The sequence below is a fragment of the Microbacterium esteraromaticum genome, assembly GCF_900163815.1.
GTDB classification, from domain to species: domain Bacteria; phylum Actinomycetota; class Actinomycetes; order Actinomycetales; family Microbacteriaceae; genus Microbacterium; species Microbacterium esteraromaticum_B.
Genome location: NZ_FUKO01000029.1, coordinates 32,667 through 55,297, shown reverse-complemented (window position 1 = coordinate 55,297; position 22,631 = coordinate 32,667). Strand labels below are relative to the sequence as shown.

Sequence of the window (22,631 nt, the reverse complement as noted above, 5' to 3'; positions counted from 1 at the left end):
CTAGATTCCGGTGCCGACGAGGCGGTCGGCGCTGTTCGAGGTGGCGCTGGCGAGCAGCAGATCGGAGGCCTTCTCGCCGATCATGATGGAGGGCGCGTTGGTGTTCGCGCTCGGGACGCTGGGCATGACGGAGGCATCGGCAACCCGAAGGCCGGCGATGCCGTGCACTCGCAGCTCCGGGTCAACGACCGAGAGCTCGTCAGTCCCGATGCGGCACGTGCCCACCTGGTGGTGGTACGTGCCCACCGTCCGGCGGCAGAACTCCCGCAGTTCCTCGCGGGAGGTCACGTCGGCGCCGGGTGCGAACTCGGACTTGCGGAACGGAGCGAGAGCGTCCTGGTCTCCCACCTTGCGGCTGATGATCACCGCGTCGACCATCGCCTCCAGGTCGCGCTCGTCACCGAAGATGTTCGGGTCGACCAGCGGCGCATCCGCCGGGTCGGCGGATGCCAGCTTGAGTGTGCCGCGGGACTGCGGGCGGACGATGCCGGCGGCGATCGTGTAGCCCTGCTCAGGAGCCGAGACCCCGTCGGTGGGGTAGGGAAGGTGGATGAACAGCGGCTGCAGGTCCGGCGCGGGTCCATCCCAGTCGGTGCTGCGCGAATAGAACTGGGCTTCGAGCAGATTGTTCTGCCCGGCTGCGATCGGTTCGTTCGACTCGTACAGGACGCTGACGAGCAGGTGATCGTGCAGGTTCTCCCCGACACCGGGAAGGTCCTTCACCACATCGATGCCAAGTGCCTCGAGGTCGGCGGCCGGGCCGATCCCGGACAGCAGGAGGATCTTCGGCGAGCCGATCGCCCCGGCGCTGATGATCACCTCGACGTTCGCTCTCGCCTCGGTCACCGTGCCATCGGAGGAATACTCGACGCCGACCGCCCTGCCGCTCTCGATGATCACTCGGTGCACGAGCGCGCCGGTGGTCACCGTCAGCAATGGGCTGTCACTGATCGGAGTGACGTAGCTCTGCCAGGCACTGGCGCGCTTTCCGTCCTTCGTGGTCGTGTGATTGAATCCGGCACCGTCCAGGCTGCCTTCATTGAAGTCGTCTGTCGGGTCGATGCCGGCCTGCACGGCGGCCTCCACGAACGCAGCCGCAGCCGGGTGTCGAGTTCCGGGGTCAATGCGCTCGACGTGCAGAGGGCCTCCCACGCCGTGATAGTCGGACTCACCATCGGCGTGGTCCTCGGATCGCTTGAAGAGCGGGAGCACGTCGTTCCAGCCCCATCCGGTGGCACCAGCGTCGGCCCACGAGTCATAGTCGCGCTTGTCCCCGCGCATGTAGATCATCCCGTTCAGCGAGCTGCTGCCGCCGAGGACCTTTCCGCGCGGCCAGTACACGGGCCTGTTGCCCGCGTGGACCTGCGGGGTGGTCATCACCGCCCAGTCACTGGCGGACATGAGGAGTGCGGGCCACCCCTGCGGGCTGTGGATGTTCGGGTCCGTGTCGACCGGACCCGCCTCGATGACGTGCACGCTGAATCCCGCGTCGATGAGCCGCCGGGTAACGGCGCTCCCCGCGGAACCCGCGCCGACGACGATGTAGTCGCTGTTGGACATTCCAGTTCCTCCTTGAACCATGCGATGCGGACGACCGAGGCCGCACCCGGGAAAATCGGTCGTTGCATCCACTATCCGTCGCGGTCCCGCAGCCCACAGCGGACAAAGGTGCACGGTGCTGTGCCGGACACGCATGAAGCCCAGCCGATCGATCACCGCCATGCGTTTCTCTGCTGTTCTGGATGATCAGAGTGACAAAGCCGCGGGTGCACCTGCGCGATGGCTCCGCGGTACCAGCCGACCGGGAGGTCCGCACCCACCACAGACGAAAGCTTCTTGCATGGCTCCCTGATTGTGTTTCGCACTTGACGTTCACTTACCGATCGTTCAGTATGAGCTGAGCGATTTAGGCAGTTCTCGACGAGGAGGCGCAGATGGTCCAGCAGAGTGCCCCGCCCGACGACGCCGGCATCGCCGGCGCGGCAGCGATGTTCGCACGCGATCGCGCATCCATGGCCCTGGGCATGACCGTCGAGACCGGCCAACCCGGATACGCCGTTGTGTCGATGCCGGTGCGCGAAGACATGCTGAACGGCTACCACGTGATGCACGGTGGCCTGATCTTCGCTGTCGCCGATACCGCGTTCGCGATCGCCTGTCAGGAGTCGGACGCGGTCACCCTTGCCGCAGGCGCCGAGATCTCCTTCTTGCGACCGGTCATGGCGGGCCAGCGACTGACCGCCACGGCTGAACGGCGCGCGCTGTCGGGTCGCAGCGGGATCTACGACGTCCAGGTCAGCGACGAGGCGGGCGTCGTCGTCGCTGAGTTCCGTGGACGAAGTCGCGCCACAAGCATGCCCATCCCAGGCAGTCAGCCCACCTGAACAACTCACCCACCCGACCGCATCGTCCCAACGGAGGAACCATGACCATCACTGTTGCACCGAAGGATCGTGCGTACGCACCGACTGCGGACGAACTCGACCCCGAAGAGCGCATGTCGCGCGACGAGCTGGAGGCACTTCAGCTCGCCCGCCTTCAGGCGACGGTCCGCAATGCATACGAGAACGTCCCCCTCTACACGCGGAAGTTCGACGCGATCGGCGTACACCCGGACGACATCCGCGAGCTCAACGACCTGGAGAAGCTGCCCTTCACGACCAAAGATGACCTGCGCGAGACCTACCCCTTCGGCATGTTCGCCGTGCCACGCTCACAGGTCGCCCGCATACACGCCTCCTCGGGCACCACCGGCCTGCCGACCGTCGTCGGCTACACCCAAGGCGACCTCGACAACTGGGCGGACCTCATCGCACGCTCGCTGCGTGCCAGTGGAATCCGCCCGGGACAGATGGTCCACAACGCATACGGGTACGGCCTGTTCACGGGCGGCCTCGGCGCGCACGCCGGTATCGAACGACTCGGGTGCACCGTCATCCCCATGTCAGGCGGGAACACTCTCAAACAAGTGCAGCTGATCAAAGACTTTCAGCCCGATGCGATCCTCTGCACGCCCACGTACCTGCTGACGATCATCGACGCGTTGCGCGAGTCAGGCATCGACCCCAGGGACACATCCCTCGCGGTCGCTGTTCTCGGGGCCGAGCCGTGGACCAACGAGATGCGCACCACGATCGAAGAAGGCCTGGCGATCGACGCGCTGGACATCTACGGACTGAGCGAGGTCATGGGCCCCGGCGTCGGCAACGAATGCATCGAATCCAAGGACGGCCCGCACATCTGGGAGGACCACTTCCGGCCCGAGATCATCGACTCGGAGACCGGCGCAACAGTGCCCGACGGGCAACAGGGCGAGCTCGTCTTCACGACCCTCACCAAGCAGGCGCTGCCAATCATCCGCTACCGCACCCACGACATCAGCACACTGCTCCCCGGCACGGCAAGGCAGAACATGCGCCGGATCTCCAAGATCACCGGCCGCAACGACGACATGATCATCCTCCGAGGGGTGAACCTGTTCCCGACACAAATCGAAGAGATCGCGCTCACCATCGAAGGACTGTCGCCCCACTTCATCCTCGAGCTGACCAAGCAGGGTCGCATGGACTGCATGGCAGTGAAGATCGAGCCAGTCCCCAGCCTGTCCACGGCGGACGCCGAGCGTGCAGCCGCGCAACTAGTCCGCGCAATCAAAACGCGCATCGGATCCACCGTCACAGTTGAACTCGCCCCGCCGGGCAGCCTGGAACGAAGCGGCGGCAAGCTGAAGCGCGTCTACGACCTGCGTTAACCCACTCCCTGTGATCGTGATCAACCTCGACCCTCGGCCATGACATCCAATGTCGACAACTCGTCCCGCGACGCCGCAGACCGCACACCCGGGGCTGACAAGATGGGCAACCGCATCCACCATGCGCCTGTCCGTGTTCCCGCTCGAGCTCGATCGCGAGGAGATTCCGTGAGGTGCGCTTCCTTCGCCGCGAAGGCTGACTTGGTGTCGATTTTGGCATCTACGCCCCGCGTCGAAGATGCTGCTGGCTTCCACCGCAATCTCTCTGCGGAGGTCGAGATCTCTCTGCCCGCGTTCGAGACGACGCTCGAGCTGCTCACCGCGGCGGGGTTCGCCGGCGACGATCTCGTGCACGCCTGTAACGCTTGTTCCGCGGGAGTCACGTGGATCAACATCGAGCTGTGTGTGGAGCCGGCCGAAACCGACGATGGGTGGCGCGACCGCATCCGCGCCAGGCTCGTCGACCTCCCCGCGCGTCAACAGGTTCTGCATCGCAACACCGACTCCCGTGCCGACCGCCTGTCCGGCCGGCGCTGGGAGTCGGGAGTCACCAATCTGATCGACGCGAGCTTCGAGTTCTCTTGCGGCACCCTCCTCGATCGTCTCGAGGCGCGGCTCGAGACGCATGGGTAACCGCCGTGCTGTCGGCGGAATTCATCCCACTCGCGGCCGTGGTGTTGCTCGGCGCGGTGATGCAGCGCGTCGCAGGCATGGGCTTTGCGCTTGTCGTCGCGCCGTTCACCGTGCTGCTTTTCGGACCGCTCCAGGGCGTGGTGATCGTGAACGCGTGTGGCGTCGTGTGCGCGGCCACGCTATGGGCGATCACCCGCGAGCGTATCGATCGGCGCCGCCTGCTGCGCCTTGCCCTGCTGACACCGGTCGGGGCGGCGGCGGGCGTTGGGGTGCTCATGATTGTGGACCCCGCCGCGCTCTATCTCGTAATCGGTGTGACCGTGCTCGTGGCGTTGGCCGCGACGCTCGGACTGCAGCGAGTTGCCTATATCCTGCCCGATGGCTGGACCACCACGTCCCTCACCGGACTCGCCACCGGTGCTCTGGTGTCCATCTCCGGCGTGGGTGGTCCACCGCTGACCGCATACGCGCTGCTCACCCGGTGGGAGCAGCGATCATTCGCCGCCACGATGCAGCCGCTGACGGTGATAATCTCGTCCATCGCACTTATTGCAGGTGTGCTGGTGCCCGGCGCGGCACCAGAGTTGTCGGTGGTCGAGGTCACTGTGCTACTTGCCTCGATCGGAATCGGGTCGGCGATCGCGGTTCCGGTCGGCGGTCTCGTGTCGGCGCGGGTGGCTCGGGTGCTCGTGATCGTCGTGGCCGCGCTCGGCGCTGTGTCGATCCTCGTGCGCGGGGTGATGGCGTTCGCCGGCGGATGAGGAGACTCCACGGCGGAGATGCGCAGTGTTCAGCGACCGCCTGCGTCGCCTTTCGCGCTCGATCTCTCAATACTCGCGCGGGATCCATCGCTCAAGACGTGGCAGCCCACGGCAGGAGAGGAGGCCGCATGGATCTGTCTGGAGCCCACGGAACGCGGGCGACCCTCAATGCACGTTCGTCGACGACACCATGCCGACCCGGCATCGTTGAAACGACGCTCCCCTGTGCCTCGTGCGCCGAAGCGGATCATCTTCGATTCGCACGAGCGGCGGCCTCATCGTGACTCGAGAACCTCAACGTGCCGCACAGAACGGCGACTCATGGATGGAGCAGTCCGACGAAGGAGCAGCGAAGAACGGCTCTCACTTGCAGCATGGCGACGATTCTCCTGTTCAGAGGACGTGTCGGTCTTTCGTCTGACCGGCACTATGTCGTGCGATCGTCGCGAGGCGAGCGGTCGGCCCGCTGTCGGTCAGGGATGGTCGGTGCGTCCGCAACGCGAGGAAGTGGGCGGGGACGCTTGGGCTCAGGCTCATCACGAGGCGTAACGATGTTGCCAACATGTGCGGCGACGCGTGGGGATCGACGCGTGCCCATGACGGCGCGCAGGACCGCGACGACATCGCCCATGTCGCGGGTCCCTGCATCTTGCATGAAGCTGATGTTCATCACGGCCGGCTGGGCGCGGCTTCAAGCTCCTGGTGTGGAGCTCGAGCTTGAGACCGGGTCCATCGTGACGATTCCCGATGGGGTGCGCTGCTCTCTGACGCCGCAGGGGTTCGTCGACGTAGTGACGCTCTACGTCAATGATGAGTTCCTGGCGGCGCAAGTTCAATGGCTGCCTACTAGCCACCCCCTCGTGCACCACAGCGTCGCAGGTCGAACAAAAGAGCACCCCGTGGGTGCAATCAGCGTGGGCGACGCAGGTATGCGACGACTGCAACCGCTGCTAAACAGCCTGGTGTCACTGGAAGAAGCACGCGGAAGCGCGTTCGCAACATTTGCCCGCGCGGCCGATCTTTTCGATGAGGTATCCGTCCTGAGCCCACGCGACAGAAGCGACTTGCCGATCATTGCACGGCCACAGGTGCTCTTGCCGGGGGCTCAGGTGAGCATCGCGGCTCGACTGATACGAAGTCGCCTCAACCATCCTTGGACCATCAGTGAACTCGCGCGCGAGGTTACGATCTCCGAGTCACAACTTACCCGGCTTTTCCGGCAAGAATTAGGAATCAGTCCGGCAGCGTTCCTCTGGCAGACCCGCATCGACCGCATGGCCGATCTGCTCATGACGTCGGGAATGACCGTATCGCAAGCTGCGCAGAGCGCGGGGTGGACGAGTTCGTCCGCCGCTGCTCGTGCGTTCAGGCGGCGCTACGGGGTAAGCCCGCGCTCCTTCGCGGCTCATGCTCGCCGTACTACCCTCGCGCCGCAGCCCCGGTCCTCCGACGAGGGCCAAGTCAGCAACGGGGAGGAGCAGTTGACCCGCACATGATCTTCCGGCGGGAGCACAACTGGTGCCGTGATGAGAACTTGAGTGACGAGTTCCGCACTCGTTCAGACGTGGCTGGCACTGGTCCCAATAAGTTCCGGCCGTGTCGGACCCAGCATGTGAATTGGTGGCATGGGCACCGTCGGGCGAGCTCACGTTCCTGCTCGCGCTACTCGCGATATGTACCGAGGTCATCCCAGCCTGCGCGAATGCACAGATGGTCGTTCTCGGTGGTCGTCGTCCGTGGTGTCCTCTAGCATGAGTTCGCGTGCTGCGATGCCGATGGCCTCGTGAAAGCTCTCCGCTTCAACGTCGATCGCGCCGCCGCCCTCGCGGACGATGCCGTGGTAGTACCGAAGCGCGATGTCCGTCGCCTGTCGGACTTGGTCACCATCGAGACCGTTCTGGAAAGTCATTCCCTTGCGGATCTCGACATCGAAGTCGTGGCGAGTGCGTCCGGGCTCTATCAGACCCAGCCGACGACGTGCTGACTCTATGACCGCGTCGAAGTCGGACTCGTTGAGCGCATGGACATCGATGAACCTGTGCTTCGGACCTGCCGCGTCTGTCGTGTTGCGAACCTCGATCTGCAGCATGGTGCGGTCAGGATGTGAATCCGCATCGATGAGCCCTCGTTCGGCGAGGAAGCTGTTCACGCTGGCAGTGGTCGAGTCCTCGAGTGCGATCGACTGCCCGCGGTCGTCGAATGCTTCCACTACGCGCCACACTTCTCGATCACCTACCAGCGAGAACGACGCAAGCTCGGAACGCGCCCGCATCAGCAGCTGCGCCGCGGCCTGCAGGACAAGGTGTTGGCTGTGGAGCGCCATTTCCTCGCTGAGCAGATCCAACTTGTCGATTTCGGTCGAGTACGCGACGGCAGATGAATCGTCTGCGTCTGATGAAGAAAGCCGGATCGTATGCGCGCCTCCGGCAGCGTGATCGGGTTCATCGGGAATGTCGAGACCAGTGGTGCTTCTGCTCATGGTTAACTCCGCTTCTACTTGCCGGTAACGGTCACCCGAGAGGACGGGGCTCGTCGGGTGGCGGATCTCAGCCGCCGTAAGGGAAGGTGCGGCTAGGCGCCAGAGCTGTCCCGGACGAACCTTACGTTTTCCCACCCGGAAGGTGAAGTCGGGCGGGCCGCGAAAGCGATGGGCTGGGAGCGACCATCGTGGACAGGCACTGGGCATCGGCTGCCCGGAACGTCGTCGATTGCCGATCGTGTGGACCGCCCTGCCTGGGACCGAGGGGCGGAGCTGACCGGGGCTGAGCGGCGAGCCGGACCGGCGGCGTGAAGGTGCGAGCGCGCGCGTGCGGAGCCGCGTACCTGGCTGGCATCCCTGCTCGCTGGGCAACGGCGGCGAGCGCTGACGAGAGCTGGTTCTCGATGCCCTCAGAGCGTCCGCATGCCTTCGGTCCCGAGCCGCTGCCGATCGAGCTGGACCGCGACGGCGCCGTGATCCTGGCCGGCGACTCGGTCGAGCTCCTACCCCGACTGCGCGGCGAGCTGGTGGACGCGCTGGTGAGTGACCCGCCGTACGGCCTGGAGTTCAACGGCAACGACTGGGATGGCAAGACCGGGTTCACCGCGTCCCTGCCGGACGTGGATGTGGCGGGGATGAGCGACGGCGAGGTGTTCGAGGAGTGGTGCGCCGCGTGGGCGCGCGGCGCGCTGCACGCCCTGAAGCCCGGTGCGCACCTGGCCGCGTTCGGCGGCACGCGCACCTGGCACCGGATGGTGCGCGGCATCGAGAACGCAGGCTTCGAGGTGCGCGATCAGATTGCATGGATCTACTCCTCCGGGATGCCGAAGAGCATGGACCTGGGGTACGCACTCGACAAACGCAACGGCATCCGTCGCCCGGACCGGATCGTGCAGCAGTCCGAACACGACGGCGTGCTCGGCGCGACCCGCCGGGTGGTGCAGCATGGCACCGCGGTCAGCGAGGACGCGCAACGCTGGGAGGGCTGGGGCACCGGGCTGCGGCCCTCGTTCGAGCCGATCATCATCGCCCGCAAGCCGATGGTCGGCACGGTCGTCGACAACGTGCGCACGCACGGCACCGGCGCGATCCATATCGACGCGGCCCGCTTCGGAGAAGCCAAGTGGCCGGCGAACGTCGTGCTGGATCCGTCGCAGGCCGACGCGATGGACCTGCTGACGGGCACCTGGCGAACCGATCCGGTCTCGGCCCGGTTCCCGATCTTCCGATACGAGCAGAAGGCGCCCGAGTCGGAGCGGCCGCGCGCGTTCGGGGTGTCGCACGCGACGGTAAAGCCGCTGTCGCTGATGCGGTGGCTGATCCGCCTGCTGACGCCGCCAGGCGGTCTCGTCCTGGAGCCGTTCGCCGGGTCCGGCTCAACCGTCGAGGCCGCATTGCTGGAGGGGATGCAGGTGGTGGCGATCGAGAAGGACCCGACCTTCCTCCCCCTGATCGCCTCCCGCGTCGACCGGGTGGCACTGAACGGGCAGCTATGACGGATCCAGAGAAGCCTGGGGTTGGTGAGAACGTGCCGCTGTGGACATATCGCGTCCTGCGGGAATTCGAAGTCTCCGCACGGAACGAGCAGGAGGCGCACGCTGTACTCGACGATGCATTGGCCGGAGGCACGATCGCCGAGCCCGCCCCGGTGCAGCGAAATCAACTGGTTCTTCCCGACGGCGACGTGTGGGGCGTCCTCGGATGGCGCAGCGTCGACCCACGCGCGCCAGCCCAGCCACGACTCGGCCTCCAGCCGCTCTCACTCGGCGTGATTGTCTGGGACGACCAAGGGCAGGACGATCCGACGTTGCTCGCCGGCCCGGACCCCACAGCGGTGGCGCGAGCGACCGCGCTTTTGATCCACGAACGGCTTTCGGAAGGACCGGCCCCGGACCCACTCGCGAGGTTCCTCGAAGAACATCCGCCCGCGCAAGACTGGGTCGAACCGCAGGACGTGGACGACTGGCTGGAGGCGCTGCGGAGCACGGCGTCGTTTCCGGCGTTCTCCTTTCACGACATCCCGGTCACCGGCGGCACGGACGGCACCGACCATGCGCAGGCTGCCCGGATGCTCGCGCTCGCGCTTGCGCGCAGAGAACGGGAGCTGGGGACGCCCGACTCCGGCCCGGGGGTGCGGCATGGCCGCGACCGTGCGGCTCCCGACCGTGAGCGCTGATCTGCGGACGGCTGGGAGTTGAGAAGCACGGCCAAGGAAGCGACCATGAACACCCCGAGCGAGCCTGAACCGCCTGCGCGCTGCGATGCGACCTACCTGAGAGGTGCCCGGCCGAAAGAGCTGGGGTCGGTCGGCAGGAAAGGACGAGCATGGTTGACCTGAGCACTCCCGAGGAAGGCGAGCCGCTGTGGGAGTTCCGTGTCGGCGTCGATTTCGGCGTCTCGGCACGCGACATGGGCGAGGCCCGAGCCCTCCTCGAGCAGGTCCTGGCCGCCGAGGACTCCGATGGGCGACCGTTCCTGTTGCGTGATCAGCGTCAGGTCGACGACTACCTCCGGTGGGGTGTGCTCGATTGGCAGCAGGTCCCGGCCCGCCCCTCACAGGCCGCGCTCGTGCAGGAGAAGTACCCCGGGCTGGTGAACGACCTCGCGGTGATCGAGGGACTCGGCGTCCTGCTGCGCGCGCCCGGTGCGCTGCCGGAGCAGACTCGGGAGCGAATCCAGGAGGTGCTGTCGGGCCTGGACCGGCACATCTTCGCCGAGGATCCCGGCCGCACCGGCGGGCCCAGGATCTTCGAGGGCTCCGCCAGCACCGCCGCCGCGGAACTCGCCGAGGGCGTCTACGTGGCCTTCGACTACGACGACCGGGAGTACGCCCTCGTGGTCGCCCCGTCGGAGCTGTCCCCGTCCGGGCGGATCTCGGCCGCGTTCCCGAAGGAGCGCAACGACGCCCGCGCCTTGGACGAGATCTCCCGGCTGCTCGAGCAACACACCCGCCAGCAACCGCTCGACGAGCTCGTCCGCCTGATCAGTCGACGTGTGAACACGACACGAAGAGGCGGGTTCCCGTCATGGGTCCCGCTCGAGGGCGAGCCCGAGCGGCCGCCGCTACCGCCGGCACGCGTGCCGGTCGGCGTCATCGTCTGGTCGAATCTGGAGGGCGAGGAACCGACGGTGCTGGCCGACATCAGCGTGGTGCGCCTGGCACGCACGATGGCCACGACGCTGTACGAGACGCTCAGCGACTCGGACGCGTTCGCGGGGGCGACCGAATTCCTCACCTCCCACCCCGCCCCGGCCGACTGGCAGTATCCGGAGGACGTCGACACCTGGCTGAACGCGCTGCAGGAGGCGACTCCCTACCCGAGCTTCTCCATCCAGTCCATCCCGGTCCGCCCGGCAGACCGGACACCGGCCGGCTCGGCACTTGCGCACGCCCTCGACCAGCGTGCGCAGGACCTCGGCGCTGCCACCGGCAACAAGCCCTCGGCGCCGTCGGCTCCGTCCCGCGAGTCGCGCGGGGGTCTGTGACCTACCTGATCCGCGTCGACGCCCGCGGGGTGCCGATGCGGACGATCAAGGAGGCGTGAATGGCCGAGGAAGAGCGACGGCACCGGATCCCGGTGGTGTTCGAGATCGTCGGCAGCGACCGGGAGCAGGCAGCGCAGCTCCTGCACGCGCTGCTTGCCCGGTGGGGCGACGACCTCGCCAAGGCTCCCGTCCTTGACGAGCGTGGTGCCCCGACCCATCCGGTCAAGGCACGCTGGTTCCCCGAGGCGGCGCTGAAGCACGTCGACGGGAACACCCGCGAGGCACAGCACCTGCGCAACCCGAACGCGTTCATCGACGAGTACGAGGACACCCCGGTCACGGAGCTGCTGGCCGAGGCGTTCCCCGAGGCCCCTAACCCGGAGGACTACCGCACGGCCGGCGGCGAGCTCGACGAGAACGCCTGGGGCATCGCCTTCGACAACTTCACCGACGAGGCCCTCGACCTGGCGATCAAGGTCACCCGCATCGACGACCTCACCGAGCGCCTCGACCGTGCGGAGGCGCTCCGCGACGACCTCGCCGATGCACTGGAGCGGGACCGGCTTCCGGAGGAGCCCCACAGGGACGACTATCTCGTCACCGTCGCCCCGAACTACCGAGGCGAGATCGACGCTGATCGCTATGACGAGGACCACTCCCACTGGGAGTCCGCGTTCCACGCTGCCGCGCTGGCTCGCGAGCGGCAGCTCCTGCAACTGCTCGCCGGCGGCGGCCGCAGCCCGACCCTGCCTCCACGATTCCAGAACGAGTGGGTGCCGCGGGACCTCATGAGCCTGCAGGCGCTGCGCGATCTGGTCAACCAGGAGGACTCGTCCGACCCACCCACACGGCTGCTCTCGCGCGATGTCCGCACCCACCTGCGGGCGATGCTCCACACCGCGGACCTGCAGGTGCGGGTGCGCAGGGCCGACGGCACCGACCAGTACACCGGGCGTGCTTCCCATGCTGCCGCAGTCCTGCCGGCCGGGGTGTACGACGCGACCACAATGTACGGGGACGAACCGGCCCGGCTGGTCGTGGGGCCGGCAGGGCGGCACAACGCCCTCTACTCGGCGGCGTTCCTGCGCGAGCAGCACAACGAATCCGTCATCACCGAGATCGCGCTCGCGGCACGGGCTGCGCCGGACCGGAATCTGCGCGACCGTCTCGCCGGGATCCTCGCCACCGTCGGTCACGTCGCCAACCGGATCGTCGTCCCGGCGTCCCCGGCGCAGCATGCAATGCTGCTGGACGAACTGCTCCGTCAGCGCCGCGAACGCCTGGACTCCGACACCGGCCCCGCCGCCGTCGCCGCGGACTCGCTGACCCGCGGCACCGGTCCTGACGAGGTGTCGCGATAACGCGCTGCGGTCAGTCCGCGGGCCATTCGATCTCTGCCACCGAGGGCAGGAGCACGTCGACTTCGATCTGCAACGCCTGCGCGAGCCGGGCGAGATGCTTCAGCGACGGGTTCGCGGGCGTGCCTGCCTTCCAGAAGCCACGCTCGAGCTGCTGGTAGTGATTGCGCGTGATGCCCGCCTTGTGTGCAAGCTTCTCTTGGGTCAGGTCTGCGGCGATGCGCCGGCGCTGCAGTTCGATGCCGACGGCGCGGGCGTAGTCCTCCCATGAAGACGGTGCGTTGGAGGACATGAGTCCAACGGTGACGAACCACAACCCTTCCGGTCAGCCATATATATCCGGCATAATTTTTCATGCCTTCCAGGGCTCGGCAGGTGCGGGGACGTTCCCGGTTGCGGGAACCTAGTCCTGCACCTGTTCCGCCCGAGGGTGCTTGCCCCAACGAACCATCCCGATCCTGCCGCACGCACCCGAGCATCAGGTGTCGCAAGCAGGCTCGGGCCCGTAGCCTTCCCGCCCTTCGCCGGCCGCCCGGTGCCCGGGCTGGCGGGCATCTGATGAAACCGAAGTCCCGGAGCTGACGCCGCGCATGCCGTCTGGAGTCCACCGTCCCGGCGCTGCCCGCGCGCCCGGCGCCCGATCTGAGGGCCGGCACCCTGCCCCCGCACCTTCCTGCAGGAGCGGGCTCGTGTCAGCCGGACGGCGAACGCCCGCGCACCGAGGAAGAGCAGGGTCATGATGGCCGATCACAACGGGCTCCCGCCGCTGGGCTATGTGCCGGCCCCGCTGGAGCATCACACCGTGACGATCGCGTTCGACGTGCTCGCCCGCTCCGAGCAGGAGGCTGCGTACATCGTGCGGGAGACCCTGATGGAAGACCTCGCCGCCCCGGGTGACGCAGTGGTCACCGACGGGGACCGGATGTTCGGGGAATACTCCGGCGAGGACGTCTCCAGCATCCAGAGCTGGATCCCGGTTCCCGGCACCGAGGCGGGGGCAGTCGTGCCGCCGCCGGCGGACCTACTGGTGTGGCAGACGCTGCGCCGGCTCGCCGAGACCGAGGACGGCGCCGGCCTGGCGGTGAGTGCGACGGAGCGCGAGCGCATCGCCGAGCTGCTGCGCGCGGTGGACCTGGACGTCGTGGTGCCCGACCCGGAGCACCCGGATGAGCCCGCGATCTACGAGGGGCCCGCCTCCGAGGCGCACCGCTGGATCCCCGCCGGCAGCTACCGGGCGACCAGTCCTGATGGGGACGGGCAGCTGCGCCTGCTGGTCGGCGCCGCCCGCGACGGGACGGACCAGGCGGAGTCCGTGGCCTTCACCGCCGCAGCACACGACGCGGCGGCGCTGGACCGGATCTTCTTCCTCCTGGAAGGCATCGGCCGGTCGCAGGCGGCTCGCACCCTCGAGGCGGTCAACGCCGTGCTCGCCTTCACCGGCCGCCCGGCGGCCGATCTCGACGGCCTGTCCACCGACCGCGGGTGGCGGCACCCTCTCCTGCGCGGTCTGCTCGCCGGACGCGGCGAATCCCTCGACCCCGATACCGAGCCCGAAGGCCCCACGGACGACCACCGGCCAGGGCTCTCTCGCTAGCACGACCAGAGGCCGACACGCGGCAGGCTCGGCCCGGCGTGTGTGACTCAGTCACGCAGATCCATTGCTCAACCGCGCATCCTCCAGTCCGACGCTGGACGCGGCAAGGATGCGGCGCGTATCGGTAGAGGACGCCGCTGCGGGACGCCTCGGGAGGGTCACAGCACAAATCCCGAGGTCACTGTAGCGGTCACGGGTTACCAGCAGATGACACGCACCTGACTCCGACGGCCAGGATGCGCGAGCATCCGGGACCGTGGGAGGAGGCGAGCATGGTCCAGCTGCGCGAAGTCATGGCGGCACTGCACGAGCGCCCACCAGCGGCGCTGCGCGACGCGGCGCTCGCCTACGCCGCCACCGGGCTGCCGGTGTTTCCCTGCGTACCGGGCGGGAAAACGCCGCTGACGCACAACGGATTCCAGGAGGCGACCACCGCGACCCGGCGAATCCGGGGCTGGTGGGCATGGCAGCCGGCCGCGAACATCGGCATCGCCACAGGGCATGGTGTCGACGTGCTCGACATCGACGTGCATCCCGGTGGCGACGGATACCAGGTGCTGCAGCGGCTGCACCGTGACGGCCTCGTCTCCGGCGCCCTGCAGTCGGTGCGCTCCCCGTCCGGCGGCGTGCACCTCTACTTCCCGTCCGACCCTGCCCGGCCGCAGCGGACCTGGGCGCGTGGCACCTCCCATGTCGACTTCCGCGGCACCGGCGGCTACATCATCGCCCCACCCTCTGCCATCGCGGTCGCCGGGACGGTGCGCCGGTACGAGACGATCGCGCTCGGTGGCACCGGGTCGCCAGTCGACGCTGAGGCGATCCGTGAGCTGCTCACCCCGCCCCGACCGCCCCGGCCCCGCCCAGTCATCGGAGCGAGCCCGGGTCCGGCAACGCAACGGCTGGCCGGCTGGCTCGCCGGCGCGGTGGAGGGCAACCGCAACAGCAGCCTGTTCTGGGCGGCATGCCGGCTCGCCGAGCTCGGCATGGACGAGCCGGGGATCCTGGACGCCCTGGACGGGCCGGCACTCACCGCCGGCCTGGGCGAGCGTGAGATCGAGGCGACGATCCGATCCGCCTGGCGCACCGTGCGGCTCACCCCGGACGCCTCACCGGCCGGCAGTCGGTTTCGGTCGAGCCGGGAGGCGGTGGCGCGATGACCGGCACGGCCCGCCCCGACCCGCACGTGCGGTCGGGCGCGGGTGCGGCCAGACTCGTACCGGGCGTGTCACGGCTGGTGATCGGCACCAGCCTGTCGGGCACGATCCTGCTCGCCCTGGGCGCGTTCTGGCTGAGCTTCACCGCGCTGCGCGATCTTGCGGTGCTCGCCGGCATCCCCGAAACCCAAGCATGGGTCTGGCCCCTCATCGTCGACGGCGTGATCCTCGAGGCGACCATCAGCGTCGTCGCCCTGCGCAACCAAGCCGCCTCCGCCCGCCGCTTCGCGTGGCTGCTGCTATCCGCCGGGGCCGGAGTCTCAGTGGCCGCGAACATCACGCACGCCGTCGTGGCCGCCGACGCGCGCGTGCCGGCCCTGATCGCCGCCCTGGTCGCCTGCATCCCGCCCCTCGTGCTGCTGGCGATGACCCACCTGACGGTGGAGCTGCTGCGCAACGCCGACACCACCAGCGAGCGGGACGCCGACCCGGCGGCGACGGAGCAGACCGCCGTGGCCCTCGTGGCGACCCCGGCCCGCACCGGGCGGGCGCCGGCGGCGATCGAACGCGCCCCGCGTACCCGGACCGGCAGCGACACCCGGGCGCGAGCGGTGGCGTTGGCCGCGGACGGCGTCTCGCAACGGCAGATCGCCGCCGAGCTCGGCGTGCACCCCACCACGATCGGCCGGTGGCTGTCCGTACCTGACCAGCCCGCGGAAGGAGAAGCGAGATGACCGACCCCACCCTGCCCGACACCACGTTGCCCGACAGCACCGATTCCGCGACGCCGCGCCCCGGCGTCACCGACCCGGACCCGCAGGACCGCGCCGCCCCGCCAGCGGGCGAACGAGCCCGGGACGAAGGCGAGCAGGAAGAGGCGGCGGCCATCGAGGCGATCCGGACCGACCCGGCGCTGCGCCGGGAGGCGGAAAGCACCCAGGAGCAGAACGCCCCGGAGGAAGACGACCGGATGCGGGTGCAATGGGTACGCCCGACCGATCTGGCCGCCCGGGCGGGCGCGCGCGTGCTGGAGAAGGGCGTGGAGCTGAACCAGCACAGCGTCGACCTGGCCCGCCAGGCCGCCCTCGAGGCGGCCCGCGGCGCCCGCGACCGGCTGCGGCAGGCGTTGGCGCGCCGCGAGCAAGCCCTGACCCCGGACACTCCCACCACGGCGGGCTCGCCGGTGGCGGGAAGGCAGGGGGTGAGCCGGTGACCCCATCCCGCCCGGGCCTTTGTTCACTCGGCATGCCCGGCCCCCGCACCGAGACGACCATCCACAACATCGACGCCGGCTAACCCCGGCCGCCCCAGCAGCCACCCGCGAGCGCGCGTGGCGTGCTTCAGCGACGCCGAAAACCGCCGACGCCCCCGGCGACGCCCTGACCGCGTCCCTCGTGATCGTTTCGGCTGCGGGCCCTTCATACCTCGCTTGCACCCAGATCCGTTGAGGGAGTCGCTATGCACCACACCATCCCCTTCCCGTCCGGCGATGTGCCGGACTTCACCACACCCGAAGGGCTCCGCCAGGTCCTCACGGACTTGAACGCGACCGGCACCTGGTCCTCCAGCCCGGTCGCGACCGCGCTGATGGTCTACGCCACCGCGAAGTACACGCCGATCGCGAGAGCCTGGCACCGCGACCCGGCCGATGCCGCGTTCGAGGCGTTCATCGCCATGCGGCAGCCGACCACGCTGCGCGCGGTCGACCCGTGGGCGGTCGTCACCCGCGCCGTCGCGCTCGGCATCGCCGCCGAGGTGCACGCCGACCGGAACATGACCAGCCAGGACAAGGCCCGCCGTCCCTCCAAGCGCCCCGAGGAGGAGCCGGTGCGCGCCGGGCACTACGAAGAGTTCTTCTACGACGTCCACCCGCACGCCGCCCCGATCGGCGGCCCGGCCGAGACCGACGGCGCCGAGCGGGTGATCCGCACCGTCAGCGTCTTCCTCGTCGTCACCGGGTGGCCCGCACGCCAGGTCGAGCAGGCCGTGGACTACATCGCCCACCGCATCACCGGGCTCGGCTCGCACCAGTCCGCGATCGAGATCGTCAGCCGCGAGCACAACATCGCCCTGCGGCTCGGCTACACCCCGGACGTGTGGACGGAGCTGGTCGCGCTGGTCGTCGGCATCCGTGCTCGCAAGCGCCACCCCGGCCGGCTCGGGCTGCTGGCCCGTGCCCTGCTCGGCGACACCGCGCAGGAGCTGCTGGCCGACGAGCACCTGTCACGCTCCTCCCGGGCGGCGGCGTCCCGGCTCGGCCCGGCGGTGACGCCATGAGCCGCTCGGGCTACCTGGTACTGGAGCATTCGATCGACGAGATCGAGCTCGGGTTCTCCTTCCGCCGCGACCTGGGCGACCTGGACGAGCTGGTCGAGTCGATCCGCCGCACCGGCGGCCTGCTCGTCCCGATCTCGATCACCCCGCAGAACGTGCTGATCGCCGGCGAGCGGCGCCTGGCGGCGTTGCGGATTCTCGAGTACCGGGTCGTGCCGGTCTGGGTCGTCACGGGTATCTCCGACAGACTCGCCACGGTCCTGGCCATCAAGGACGAGCACGCCCTGCAGAAGATGCTCACGCCAGTCGAGCAGGCCGAGCTGTACACGGAGTACAAGGACATCCTCGCCGAGGACAACGCACGCAAGCAGCGCGCCACCCGCTTCGGCGCCCGCCCCGACACCGACACGCAGGACCCGGAAGGGGCCAGCGCGGACCCGGGCGAGGCGGCGGCCGGGCCGGGTGGGGACGGTGGTGTCGAATCAACACCACCGCACAGCGAGGCAGCAGGGGCGTCGGGTAAGACGCGTGTGCAGGCCGCGAAGGCCGTGACCGGGCGGGACTCGCACTCGATGCTCGACCAGGTCGTCGAGCTGCAGCAGATCGCCGCGACCGAGACCGAGGACCCGGAGATCCGGCAGGAGGCGGCCGAGGCGCTCATCGAGCTGAACACCGACGGGAAGGTCAACGGCCGCTACCTGCGGGTGAAGATCCTGCAGGCCCTCGCCGCGCTGCGCCGCGCCGCCGACGACCCGGCCGAGCCGGAGCCGGTGCGGCAGGCGGCATCCGCCGAGCTGCAGGTCGCCCAAACGCAGGAGGCGCCCAAAGACATGCTGCGCGAGGCGACCCGCGCCCTGACCCACCTGGCCCAGCTGCGGCAGCAGGCGACCGCCGCGGGGCCGACGGGATGGACCGACGCGGACCCGCTGCTGCGGCAGAAGCACCAGAACCGTCGCCTGGTCGACCTGCTGCGCCGCGAGCACGGCTGGTGGGACCGCTTCGACGCGGACGACTTCGGCCGCTACGCCGACCCGGACCAGTGGGAGCTGGTCGCCAGCTACGCGGCCGGCACTAGCCGTTTCCTCGAAGCGGCCACCGTCGCCCGCGACACGGGCCTTCAGGACGGTGACGATGCCGACGTTCAGTGACCCGGCCGCCGACGCGGAGGAGATGTGGCAGAGCGCACGCGGCCTCGCGCACGCGACCCGCGGCATCGGTCGACCCGAGGACGTCTACGACGTGTTCGGCGCGGTGACCGCGACCCTGCGCGCGCTCACCCAGAGCCTGGAGCAGATCGCACACTGGAACCTCGCGCACACCGACCGCGCACGAACCGACGACGGGAACGTCGAGACCGGCGCCGACCAGGCCCGGGCGACCGCGTTCTTCGCGCTGGGTGCCGCGAGCACCCTCGCTCAGGCCAGCGACCTGGTGATGATGGCCCATTCCGCAGCCGGGCAGATCGCTTGGCAGCCGGCAACCGAGCCCGGCGTGCGGGACGCGCTCGCGGCACGCCAGGTCGAGCTCACCGACGAGTCGGACCCCGGCCCGGGCCCGTCTGGGCCGGCGTCGTCGGGGCGGGCGTTGGACTGATCGGCGGCGCGGGGGTCGCACCTGACGGGTGCATTCGACTCGCACAGGAGGCAGCCCCGTCATGACCGATCCCGCCACCCCGGACCGTCCCCGCAGGCTGCGGCTGATCATCTCGCTGGCCGCCGCCGGGCTGGTGCTGCTCGCGTTCGTCGCCGTCGGCGTCTACGGCCTGCTCACCGGCCCGGCTTCACGGACGCCCCCGGACCCGGGCTCCACCTCCCGACCCGGGACCAGCACGCCCACGCCCGGCGGTCCCGCGTCGCCGGGTACGCCGACGCTGCCGCCGCTGCCGGACACGAAGGATCCGGAGGTGTTCGCCCGGGCGTTGGCGCAGGCGCTGTTCACCTGGGACACCTTCACCACCCTCACCGTCCAGGACCACCGGGCGGTGATCCTCCAGGCGGCGGATCCGACCGGGGAGGAGACCCCGGGGCTGATCGGCGATCTCGGCAACTACCTGCCGTCCGCGTCGACGTGGCGGAGCCTGCAGGAATACCGCACCGCGCAGACCCTGAGCATCGACCGGCTCTGGGTGCCGGATCAGTGGGATCAGGCGGTCGAGGCGGCGGACGGGCAAGTCGCCGACGGGCTGATCGCCTACACCGTCGAGGGCACGAGGCACCGCACCGGGGTGTGGTTCGACGAGCCGGTGGCCTCGGAGCATCCGGTGGCGTTCACGATGTTCCTGTCCTGCCCGCCGGCGACCGCGCAGTGCGTGCTGCTGCGCCTGTCGCAGCTCGACAACCCCCTTCGATAGGCCGGGGGCCGGCGATGAGGAAGGCGCTAGTCCTGGCGTTGGTGAGCATGCTGTTCGCCCCGATGCTGTCCCTGCTCGGCGTCGCCGTGCTGGTGAACCCGGCCGTGACGAACCAGGCCGTGTGCATCGCCTCCGGTGTGGTCCTCGGCCCGATCCCGGACGAGCTGGAGGTGACCACCGCCGACGGGACCACCTTCACCCTGAGCCGGACCCAGCTCACCCACGCGGCCACGATCATCGAGACCGGCGCCCGCACGCCCGGCGTCGGCCGTGACGGGATCCTCATCGCGCTGATGGCCGCGCTGACGGAGTCCACGCTGCGGCAGCTGGCGAACGCGTCGGCCTACCCGGAGTCGGCTGGCTACCCGAACGACGGCGATGGCGGGGACCACGACTCGCTCGGGCTGTTTCAGATGCGCCCGCAGTCCGGGTGGGGCAGCGTCGAGCAGCTGATGGATCCCCGCTACCAGGCGGCCGCGTTCTACGGCGGCCCGGACGGCCCGAACGGCGGCTCACCGCGCGGGCTGCTCGACATCCCCGGCTGGCAGCAGATGGACAAGGGCGAAGCCGCCCAGTCGGTCGAAGTCTCGGCGTTCCCGGACCGCTATCAGAACTACGAGCCGGTCGCCCGCGCCATCCTCCAGGCCCTGACGATCTCCTCCGGCACCGGCGGGTCCGGGGTGCCCGGCGACGCGAACATCCCGGAGACGACCCGGCTGGTGTTCCCGCTGCCCACCGGCACCTACGTCCAGACGTCCCCGCTCGGGCCCCGCACCGATCCGATCACCGGAGAGCCCCGTTTTCACTATGGGAACGACTGGGCCGCCCCCGACGGGACGCCGATCTTCGCGCTGGCCGACGGGATCGTCACTTACGCGGGCATGGTCGACGGGTACTCCGGGCAGATCACCGTCGAGCACACCATCGGCGGCGAACGCGTCGCGACCATGTACATCCACATGTGGGCCGACGGGATCTACGTGCACGCCGGCGACCGGGTCATCGCCGGGCAGCACATCGGCGACGTCGGTAGCTCCGGCCACTCCACCGGCCCGCATCTGCACTTCGAGGTCCACCCCGGCGGGGCGGGCGCCGAGGCCGTCGACCCGGTGCCGTGGTTGGCCGCGCACGGCGTAGAAGGGATCGACGCTCCCACCGCCGGCGGACCCGGCTGCGCCTACTGACGAGCCTTTTCCGGTGCGGGGTGCGCACCTGTCGGATGCCCCGCGCTATCCGATGACCGAAGGAGGCCCCGTGGTGCCCCTGACCTTGCGGCTGCTGGTCGTCGCCGAGGACGTCTACCCGGACTTCGACGCCGTCGGCGGCCGGTCGACGTTGATGAGCATCGTCGGCGCGCTGCTGACGATCACCCTGATCATCGCCGTGCTGATGCTGGTGATCTGCGCCATCGTGTGGGCCGTCTCCACCGCGCACGGCAACTTCCAGGCTGCCTCCCGCGGCCGGGTCGGCGTGTTCGTCGCCCTCGGCGCCGCCGCGCTGGCCGGCGCCGGGGTGGCCTGGATGAACTTCCTGCTGAACGTCGGAAGCACCTTGTGAGGCCCGCCCATGCCTGACGCGATCACCCTGCCCAGCGCGCACGAGCTCATCCGCCGCATTGAGGCGCAGGACCGCCCCGCGGGAGCCTGGACGTACGACGCGGACCCGGCCTGGTCGAACGCGGGGACCATCGTGTTCCCCGAACGGATCCTGCTGCGCATCGAACGCGACGACGAGAACCCCGGCTACGCCTGGCAGGTCGAACGCTGGGACCCGGCGCAGGAAACCTACGAGCCCGTGCCAGGCCAGTCGGGCACCGCCGAGCACCCGATCGCGATGGCCGAGATCGCCGTCGCGTTCATCGACGAGCACGACCTCGGCGAACAGGGCCCGAGCAGCGTGTACCCGTTGGCGTACGAGCTCGGCGACCGCATCGCCGCCGGCTACCCGCGGGCGCACTGGCTGCACTACACGAACGACGTCTTCGCGGACGTGTTCGAGTACCCCGGCCAGCGGCGCCTCGCGTTCTGGGACGAAGCGGACTTCATGGGCTCCATCGACGGATACACCTGGGTCCTGGAGGAGTTCTCGCCCGCCGAGAACTCCTGGGTGACGGTGTCGGCCTCGAGCGACATGGTCTCGATCGGGCAGCTGCGGCGCACCATCGCCAACTTCCATGACACCGGCGAAGCCCCCTACCGGGCACCCGCGGCACCGCCTGACGCCCCCATCGCCGGGCGCGGCCGTCCCGCCCGGACCAGGAAGGACGCTGCCGCGGACGAGCTCGCCCGGCGTCTGGCCGAGCGCGCGGCCGCGCTGACCGGCGACGAGTCGGCACCGACCGCCGCGGCACCAGCTCCGAGCCGGCCAAGCCCGGGCCGGTGACGGCAGCGGCTGCCGCCGGGGGTCCGCACCTGTGACGGTGAGCCCTGCACGAGGCGGGCTCGTACTCGTCAAGGAGCCCTGTATGACCCTCATCGTCGACACCCTCGCCCTGACTGTCGCCGCCGTCCCGGCCGACATCGTCATCCCGCCCAACGACAACGGCCTGCCCGGCATCGCCGCGCTGCGCACCGTCGTTGGCGCCGTCATGACGGTCGGATTGATCCTCAGCGTCTTGGCCTTGATCATCTCGGCTGTGGTTTGGGGTTTCGGCGCGAACTCCTCCAACCCCCACCTCGCGTCGAGGGGCAAGCTCGGCGTGCTCATCTCCTGCGGCGCGGCGATCATTACCGGCGCCAGCGTCACGCTCATCAATTTCTTCTGGAACGTCGGCCAGACCGTGTCCTGACCC

Annotated in this window: 24 protein-coding genes; 21 read left to right on the top strand and 3 right to left on the bottom strand. The window is 69.2% G+C overall.

What is annotated here, in order from left to right:
* Window positions 1-1,560 carry a GMC family oxidoreductase gene (locus tag FM104_RS11475; protein ID WP_087132378.1) on the bottom strand — a complete coding sequence of 520 codons (1,560 nt, stop codon included), beginning with the start codon at window positions 1,558-1,560 and terminating at the stop codon, window positions 1-3.
* 374 nt (window positions 1,561-1,934) lie between these two features.
* Between FM104_RS11475 and paaI the strand changes: the two genes are divergently transcribed.
* The 5 genes from paaI to FM104_RS11450 all read left to right on the top strand — a co-directional run bounded on the left by paaI (window position 1,935) and on the right by FM104_RS11450 (window position 6,641).
* A complete protein-coding gene (gene paaI / locus FM104_RS11470; protein WP_087132377.1) occupies window positions 1,935-2,384 on the top strand; it encodes a hydroxyphenylacetyl-CoA thioesterase PaaI in 450 nt (149 codons plus the stop codon).
* 41 nt (window positions 2,385-2,425) lie between these two features.
* Window positions 2,426-3,751 carry a phenylacetate--CoA ligase PaaK gene (paaK, locus tag FM104_RS11465; RefSeq protein ID WP_087132376.1) on the top strand — a complete coding sequence of 442 codons (1,326 nt, stop codon included), beginning with the start codon at window positions 2,426-2,428 and terminating at the stop codon, window positions 3,749-3,751.
* Window positions 3,752-3,919: 168 nt separating this feature from the next.
* On the top strand, window positions 3,920-4,384 hold the full coding sequence (locus tag FM104_RS11460; protein ID WP_087132375.1) for a hypothetical protein: 465 nt from the start codon (window positions 3,920-3,922) through the stop codon (window positions 4,382-4,384).
* A 5-nt stretch (window positions 4,385-4,389) separates the two neighbouring features.
* Window positions 4,390-5,145, top strand: a complete 756-nt coding sequence (locus FM104_RS11455; RefSeq protein ID WP_087132374.1) for a TSUP family transporter — start codon at window positions 4,390-4,392, stop codon at window positions 5,143-5,145.
* A 662-nt stretch (window positions 5,146-5,807) separates the two neighbouring features.
* The gene (locus FM104_RS11450) at window positions 5,808-6,641 is read left to right on the top strand and encodes a helix-turn-helix transcriptional regulator (RefSeq protein WP_179206768.1); all 834 of its coding nucleotides are present in this window, start codon (window positions 5,808-5,810) and stop codon (window positions 6,639-6,641) included.
* A 188-nt stretch (window positions 6,642-6,829) separates the two neighbouring features.
* Here FM104_RS11450 and FM104_RS11445 read toward each other — a convergent pair whose 3' ends face one another.
* A complete protein-coding gene (locus FM104_RS11445; RefSeq protein ID WP_087132372.1) occupies window positions 6,830-7,624 on the bottom strand; it encodes a hypothetical protein in 795 nt (264 codons plus the stop codon).
* Between the two features lie 473 nt (window positions 7,625-8,097).
* Here FM104_RS11445 and FM104_RS11440 point away from each other — a divergent pair, with 473 nt between their 5' ends.
* The 4 genes from FM104_RS11440 (at window position 8,098) to FM104_RS11425 (ending at window position 12,471) form a co-directional block, all read left to right on the top strand.
* Window positions 8,098-9,120: a DNA-methyltransferase gene (locus FM104_RS11440; protein WP_218778578.1), complete on the top strand. Its 1,023-nt coding sequence runs from the start codon at window positions 8,098-8,100 to the stop codon at window positions 9,118-9,120.
* Entirely contained in the window at window positions 9,117-9,800 is a 684-nt protein-coding gene (locus FM104_RS11435; RefSeq protein WP_143738359.1) for a hypothetical protein, read from the top strand. The genes FM104_RS11440 and FM104_RS11435 overlap by 4 nt, the downstream gene beginning before the upstream one ends.
* A gap of 149 nt (window positions 9,801-9,949) precedes the next feature.
* Window positions 9,950-11,110, top strand: coding sequence for a hypothetical protein (locus tag FM104_RS11430; RefSeq protein WP_087132370.1), 1,161 nt, complete (start codon window positions 9,950-9,952; stop codon window positions 11,108-11,110).
* Window positions 11,111-11,169: 59 nt separating this feature from the next.
* Window positions 11,170-12,471 carry a hypothetical protein gene (locus tag FM104_RS11425; protein ID WP_087132369.1) on the top strand — a complete coding sequence of 434 codons (1,302 nt, stop codon included), beginning with the start codon at window positions 11,170-11,172 and terminating at the stop codon, window positions 12,469-12,471.
* A 10-nt stretch (window positions 12,472-12,481) separates the two neighbouring features.
* Here the strand turns inward: FM104_RS11425 and FM104_RS11420 are convergent, their stop codons facing one another.
* Window positions 12,482-12,760, bottom strand: a complete 279-nt coding sequence (locus FM104_RS11420) for a helix-turn-helix domain-containing protein (protein ID WP_087132368.1) — start codon at window positions 12,758-12,760, stop codon at window positions 12,482-12,484.
* A gap of 447 nt (window positions 12,761-13,207) precedes the next feature.
* Between FM104_RS11420 and FM104_RS11415 the strand changes: the two genes are divergently transcribed.
* From FM104_RS11415 to FM104_RS11360, 12 genes are all read left to right on the top strand, one after another.
* Entirely contained in the window at window positions 13,208-14,062 is an 855-nt protein-coding gene (locus FM104_RS11415; RefSeq protein WP_179206767.1) for a hypothetical protein, read from the top strand.
* Window positions 14,063-14,334: 272 nt separating this feature from the next.
* A complete protein-coding gene (locus tag FM104_RS11410; RefSeq protein WP_179206766.1) occupies window positions 14,335-15,219 on the top strand; it encodes a bifunctional DNA primase/polymerase in 885 nt (294 codons plus the stop codon).
* Window positions 15,216-15,950 carry a DUF2637 domain-containing protein gene (locus FM104_RS11405; protein WP_087132365.1) on the top strand — a complete coding sequence of 245 codons (735 nt, stop codon included), beginning with the start codon at window positions 15,216-15,218 and terminating at the stop codon, window positions 15,948-15,950. The genes FM104_RS11410 and FM104_RS11405 overlap by 4 nt, the downstream gene beginning before the upstream one ends.
* Window positions 15,947-16,429 (top strand): hypothetical protein, encoded by a 483-nt coding sequence (locus FM104_RS11400; protein WP_087132364.1) that lies wholly within the window; start codon window positions 15,947-15,949, stop codon window positions 16,427-16,429. Before FM104_RS11405 ends, FM104_RS11400 begins: the two co-directional genes overlap by 4 nt.
* Before the next feature lie 245 nt (window positions 16,430-16,674).
* Window positions 16,675-17,493 (top strand): hypothetical protein, encoded by an 819-nt coding sequence (locus FM104_RS11395; RefSeq protein WP_087132363.1) that lies wholly within the window; start codon window positions 16,675-16,677, stop codon window positions 17,491-17,493.
* Window positions 17,490-18,638 (top strand): ParB N-terminal domain-containing protein, encoded by a 1,149-nt coding sequence (locus tag FM104_RS11390; protein ID WP_087132362.1) that lies wholly within the window; start codon window positions 17,490-17,492, stop codon window positions 18,636-18,638. The genes FM104_RS11395 and FM104_RS11390 overlap by 4 nt, the downstream gene beginning before the upstream one ends.
* Complete coding sequence (locus FM104_RS11385) at window positions 18,622-19,083, top strand: hypothetical protein (protein ID WP_087132361.1); 462 nt, start codon at window positions 18,622-18,624, stop codon at window positions 19,081-19,083. The genes FM104_RS11390 and FM104_RS11385 overlap by 17 nt, the downstream gene beginning before the upstream one ends.
* Window positions 19,084-19,144: 61 nt before the next feature.
* Window positions 19,145-19,840, top strand: coding sequence for a hypothetical protein (locus FM104_RS11380; protein ID WP_087132360.1), 696 nt, complete (start codon window positions 19,145-19,147; stop codon window positions 19,838-19,840).
* Window positions 19,841-19,854: 14 nt separating this feature from the next.
* Window positions 19,855-21,024, top strand: a complete 1,170-nt coding sequence (locus tag FM104_RS11375; RefSeq protein ID WP_087132359.1) for a M23 family metallopeptidase — start codon at window positions 19,855-19,857, stop codon at window positions 21,022-21,024.
* A gap of 70 nt (window positions 21,025-21,094) precedes the next feature.
* Window positions 21,095-21,397: a DUF6112 family protein gene (locus FM104_RS11370; RefSeq protein ID WP_256971630.1), complete on the top strand. Its 303-nt coding sequence runs from the start codon at window positions 21,095-21,097 to the stop codon at window positions 21,395-21,397.
* Window positions 21,398-21,406: 9 nt separating this feature from the next.
* The gene (locus FM104_RS11365) at window positions 21,407-22,222 is read left to right on the top strand and encodes a hypothetical protein (protein ID WP_087132357.1); all 816 of its coding nucleotides are present in this window, start codon (window positions 21,407-21,409) and stop codon (window positions 22,220-22,222) included.
* A gap of 82 nt (window positions 22,223-22,304) precedes the next feature.
* Window positions 22,305-22,628, top strand: a complete 324-nt coding sequence (locus FM104_RS11360) for a DUF6112 family protein (RefSeq protein WP_087132356.1) — start codon at window positions 22,305-22,307, stop codon at window positions 22,626-22,628.
* The last annotated feature ends 3 nt before the right edge of the window (window positions 22,629-22,631 follow it).

What these genes read in the sequence shown, in the direction of transcription:
- FM104_RS11475 (WP_087132378.1), bottom strand. Translation starts at nt 1,560, where the DNA reads ATGTCCAACAGCGACTACATCGTCGTCGGCGCGGGTTCCGCGGGGAGC.
- paaI (WP_087132377.1), top strand. Translation starts at nt 1,935, where the DNA reads ATGGTCCAGCAGAGTGCCCCGCCCGACGACGCCGGCATCGCCGGCGCG.
- paaK (WP_087132376.1), top strand. Translation starts at nt 2,426, where the DNA reads ATGACCATCACTGTTGCACCGAAGGATCGTGCGTACGCACCGACTGCG.
- FM104_RS11450 (WP_179206768.1), top strand. Translation starts at nt 5,808, where the DNA reads ATGTTCATCACGGCCGGCTGGGCGCGGCTTCAAGCTCCTGGTGTGGAG.
- FM104_RS11445 (WP_087132372.1), bottom strand. Translation starts at nt 7,624, where the DNA reads ATGAGCAGAAGCACCACTGGTCTCGACATTCCCGATGAACCCGATCAC.
- FM104_RS11435 (WP_143738359.1), top strand. Translation starts at nt 9,117, where the DNA reads ATGACGGATCCAGAGAAGCCTGGGGTTGGTGAGAACGTGCCGCTGTGG.
- FM104_RS11430 (WP_087132370.1), top strand. Translation starts at nt 9,950, where the DNA reads ATGGTTGACCTGAGCACTCCCGAGGAAGGCGAGCCGCTGTGGGAGTTC.
- FM104_RS11425 (WP_087132369.1), top strand. Translation starts at nt 11,170, where the DNA reads ATGGCCGAGGAAGAGCGACGGCACCGGATCCCGGTGGTGTTCGAGATC.
- FM104_RS11420 (WP_087132368.1), bottom strand. Translation starts at nt 12,760, where the DNA reads ATGTCCTCCAACGCACCGTCTTCATGGGAGGACTACGCCCGCGCCGTC.
- FM104_RS11415 (WP_179206767.1), top strand. Translation starts at nt 13,208, where the DNA reads ATGGCCGATCACAACGGGCTCCCGCCGCTGGGCTATGTGCCGGCCCCG.
- FM104_RS11410 (WP_179206766.1), top strand. Translation starts at nt 14,335, where the DNA reads ATGGTCCAGCTGCGCGAAGTCATGGCGGCACTGCACGAGCGCCCACCA.
- FM104_RS11405 (WP_087132365.1), top strand. Translation starts at nt 15,216, where the DNA reads ATGACCGGCACGGCCCGCCCCGACCCGCACGTGCGGTCGGGCGCGGGT.
- FM104_RS11400 (WP_087132364.1), top strand. Translation starts at nt 15,947, where the DNA reads ATGACCGACCCCACCCTGCCCGACACCACGTTGCCCGACAGCACCGAT.
- FM104_RS11395 (WP_087132363.1), top strand. Translation starts at nt 16,675, where the DNA reads ATGCACCACACCATCCCCTTCCCGTCCGGCGATGTGCCGGACTTCACC.
- FM104_RS11390 (WP_087132362.1), top strand. Translation starts at nt 17,490, where the DNA reads ATGAGCCGCTCGGGCTACCTGGTACTGGAGCATTCGATCGACGAGATC.
- FM104_RS11385 (WP_087132361.1), top strand. Translation starts at nt 18,622, where the DNA reads ATGCCGACGTTCAGTGACCCGGCCGCCGACGCGGAGGAGATGTGGCAG.
- FM104_RS11380 (WP_087132360.1), top strand. Translation starts at nt 19,145, where the DNA reads ATGACCGATCCCGCCACCCCGGACCGTCCCCGCAGGCTGCGGCTGATC.
- FM104_RS11375 (WP_087132359.1), top strand. Translation starts at nt 19,855, where the DNA reads ATGAGGAAGGCGCTAGTCCTGGCGTTGGTGAGCATGCTGTTCGCCCCG.
- FM104_RS11365 (WP_087132357.1), top strand. Translation starts at nt 21,407, where the DNA reads ATGCCTGACGCGATCACCCTGCCCAGCGCGCACGAGCTCATCCGCCGC.
- FM104_RS11360 (WP_087132356.1), top strand. Translation starts at nt 22,305, where the DNA reads ATGACCCTCATCGTCGACACCCTCGCCCTGACTGTCGCCGCCGTCCCG.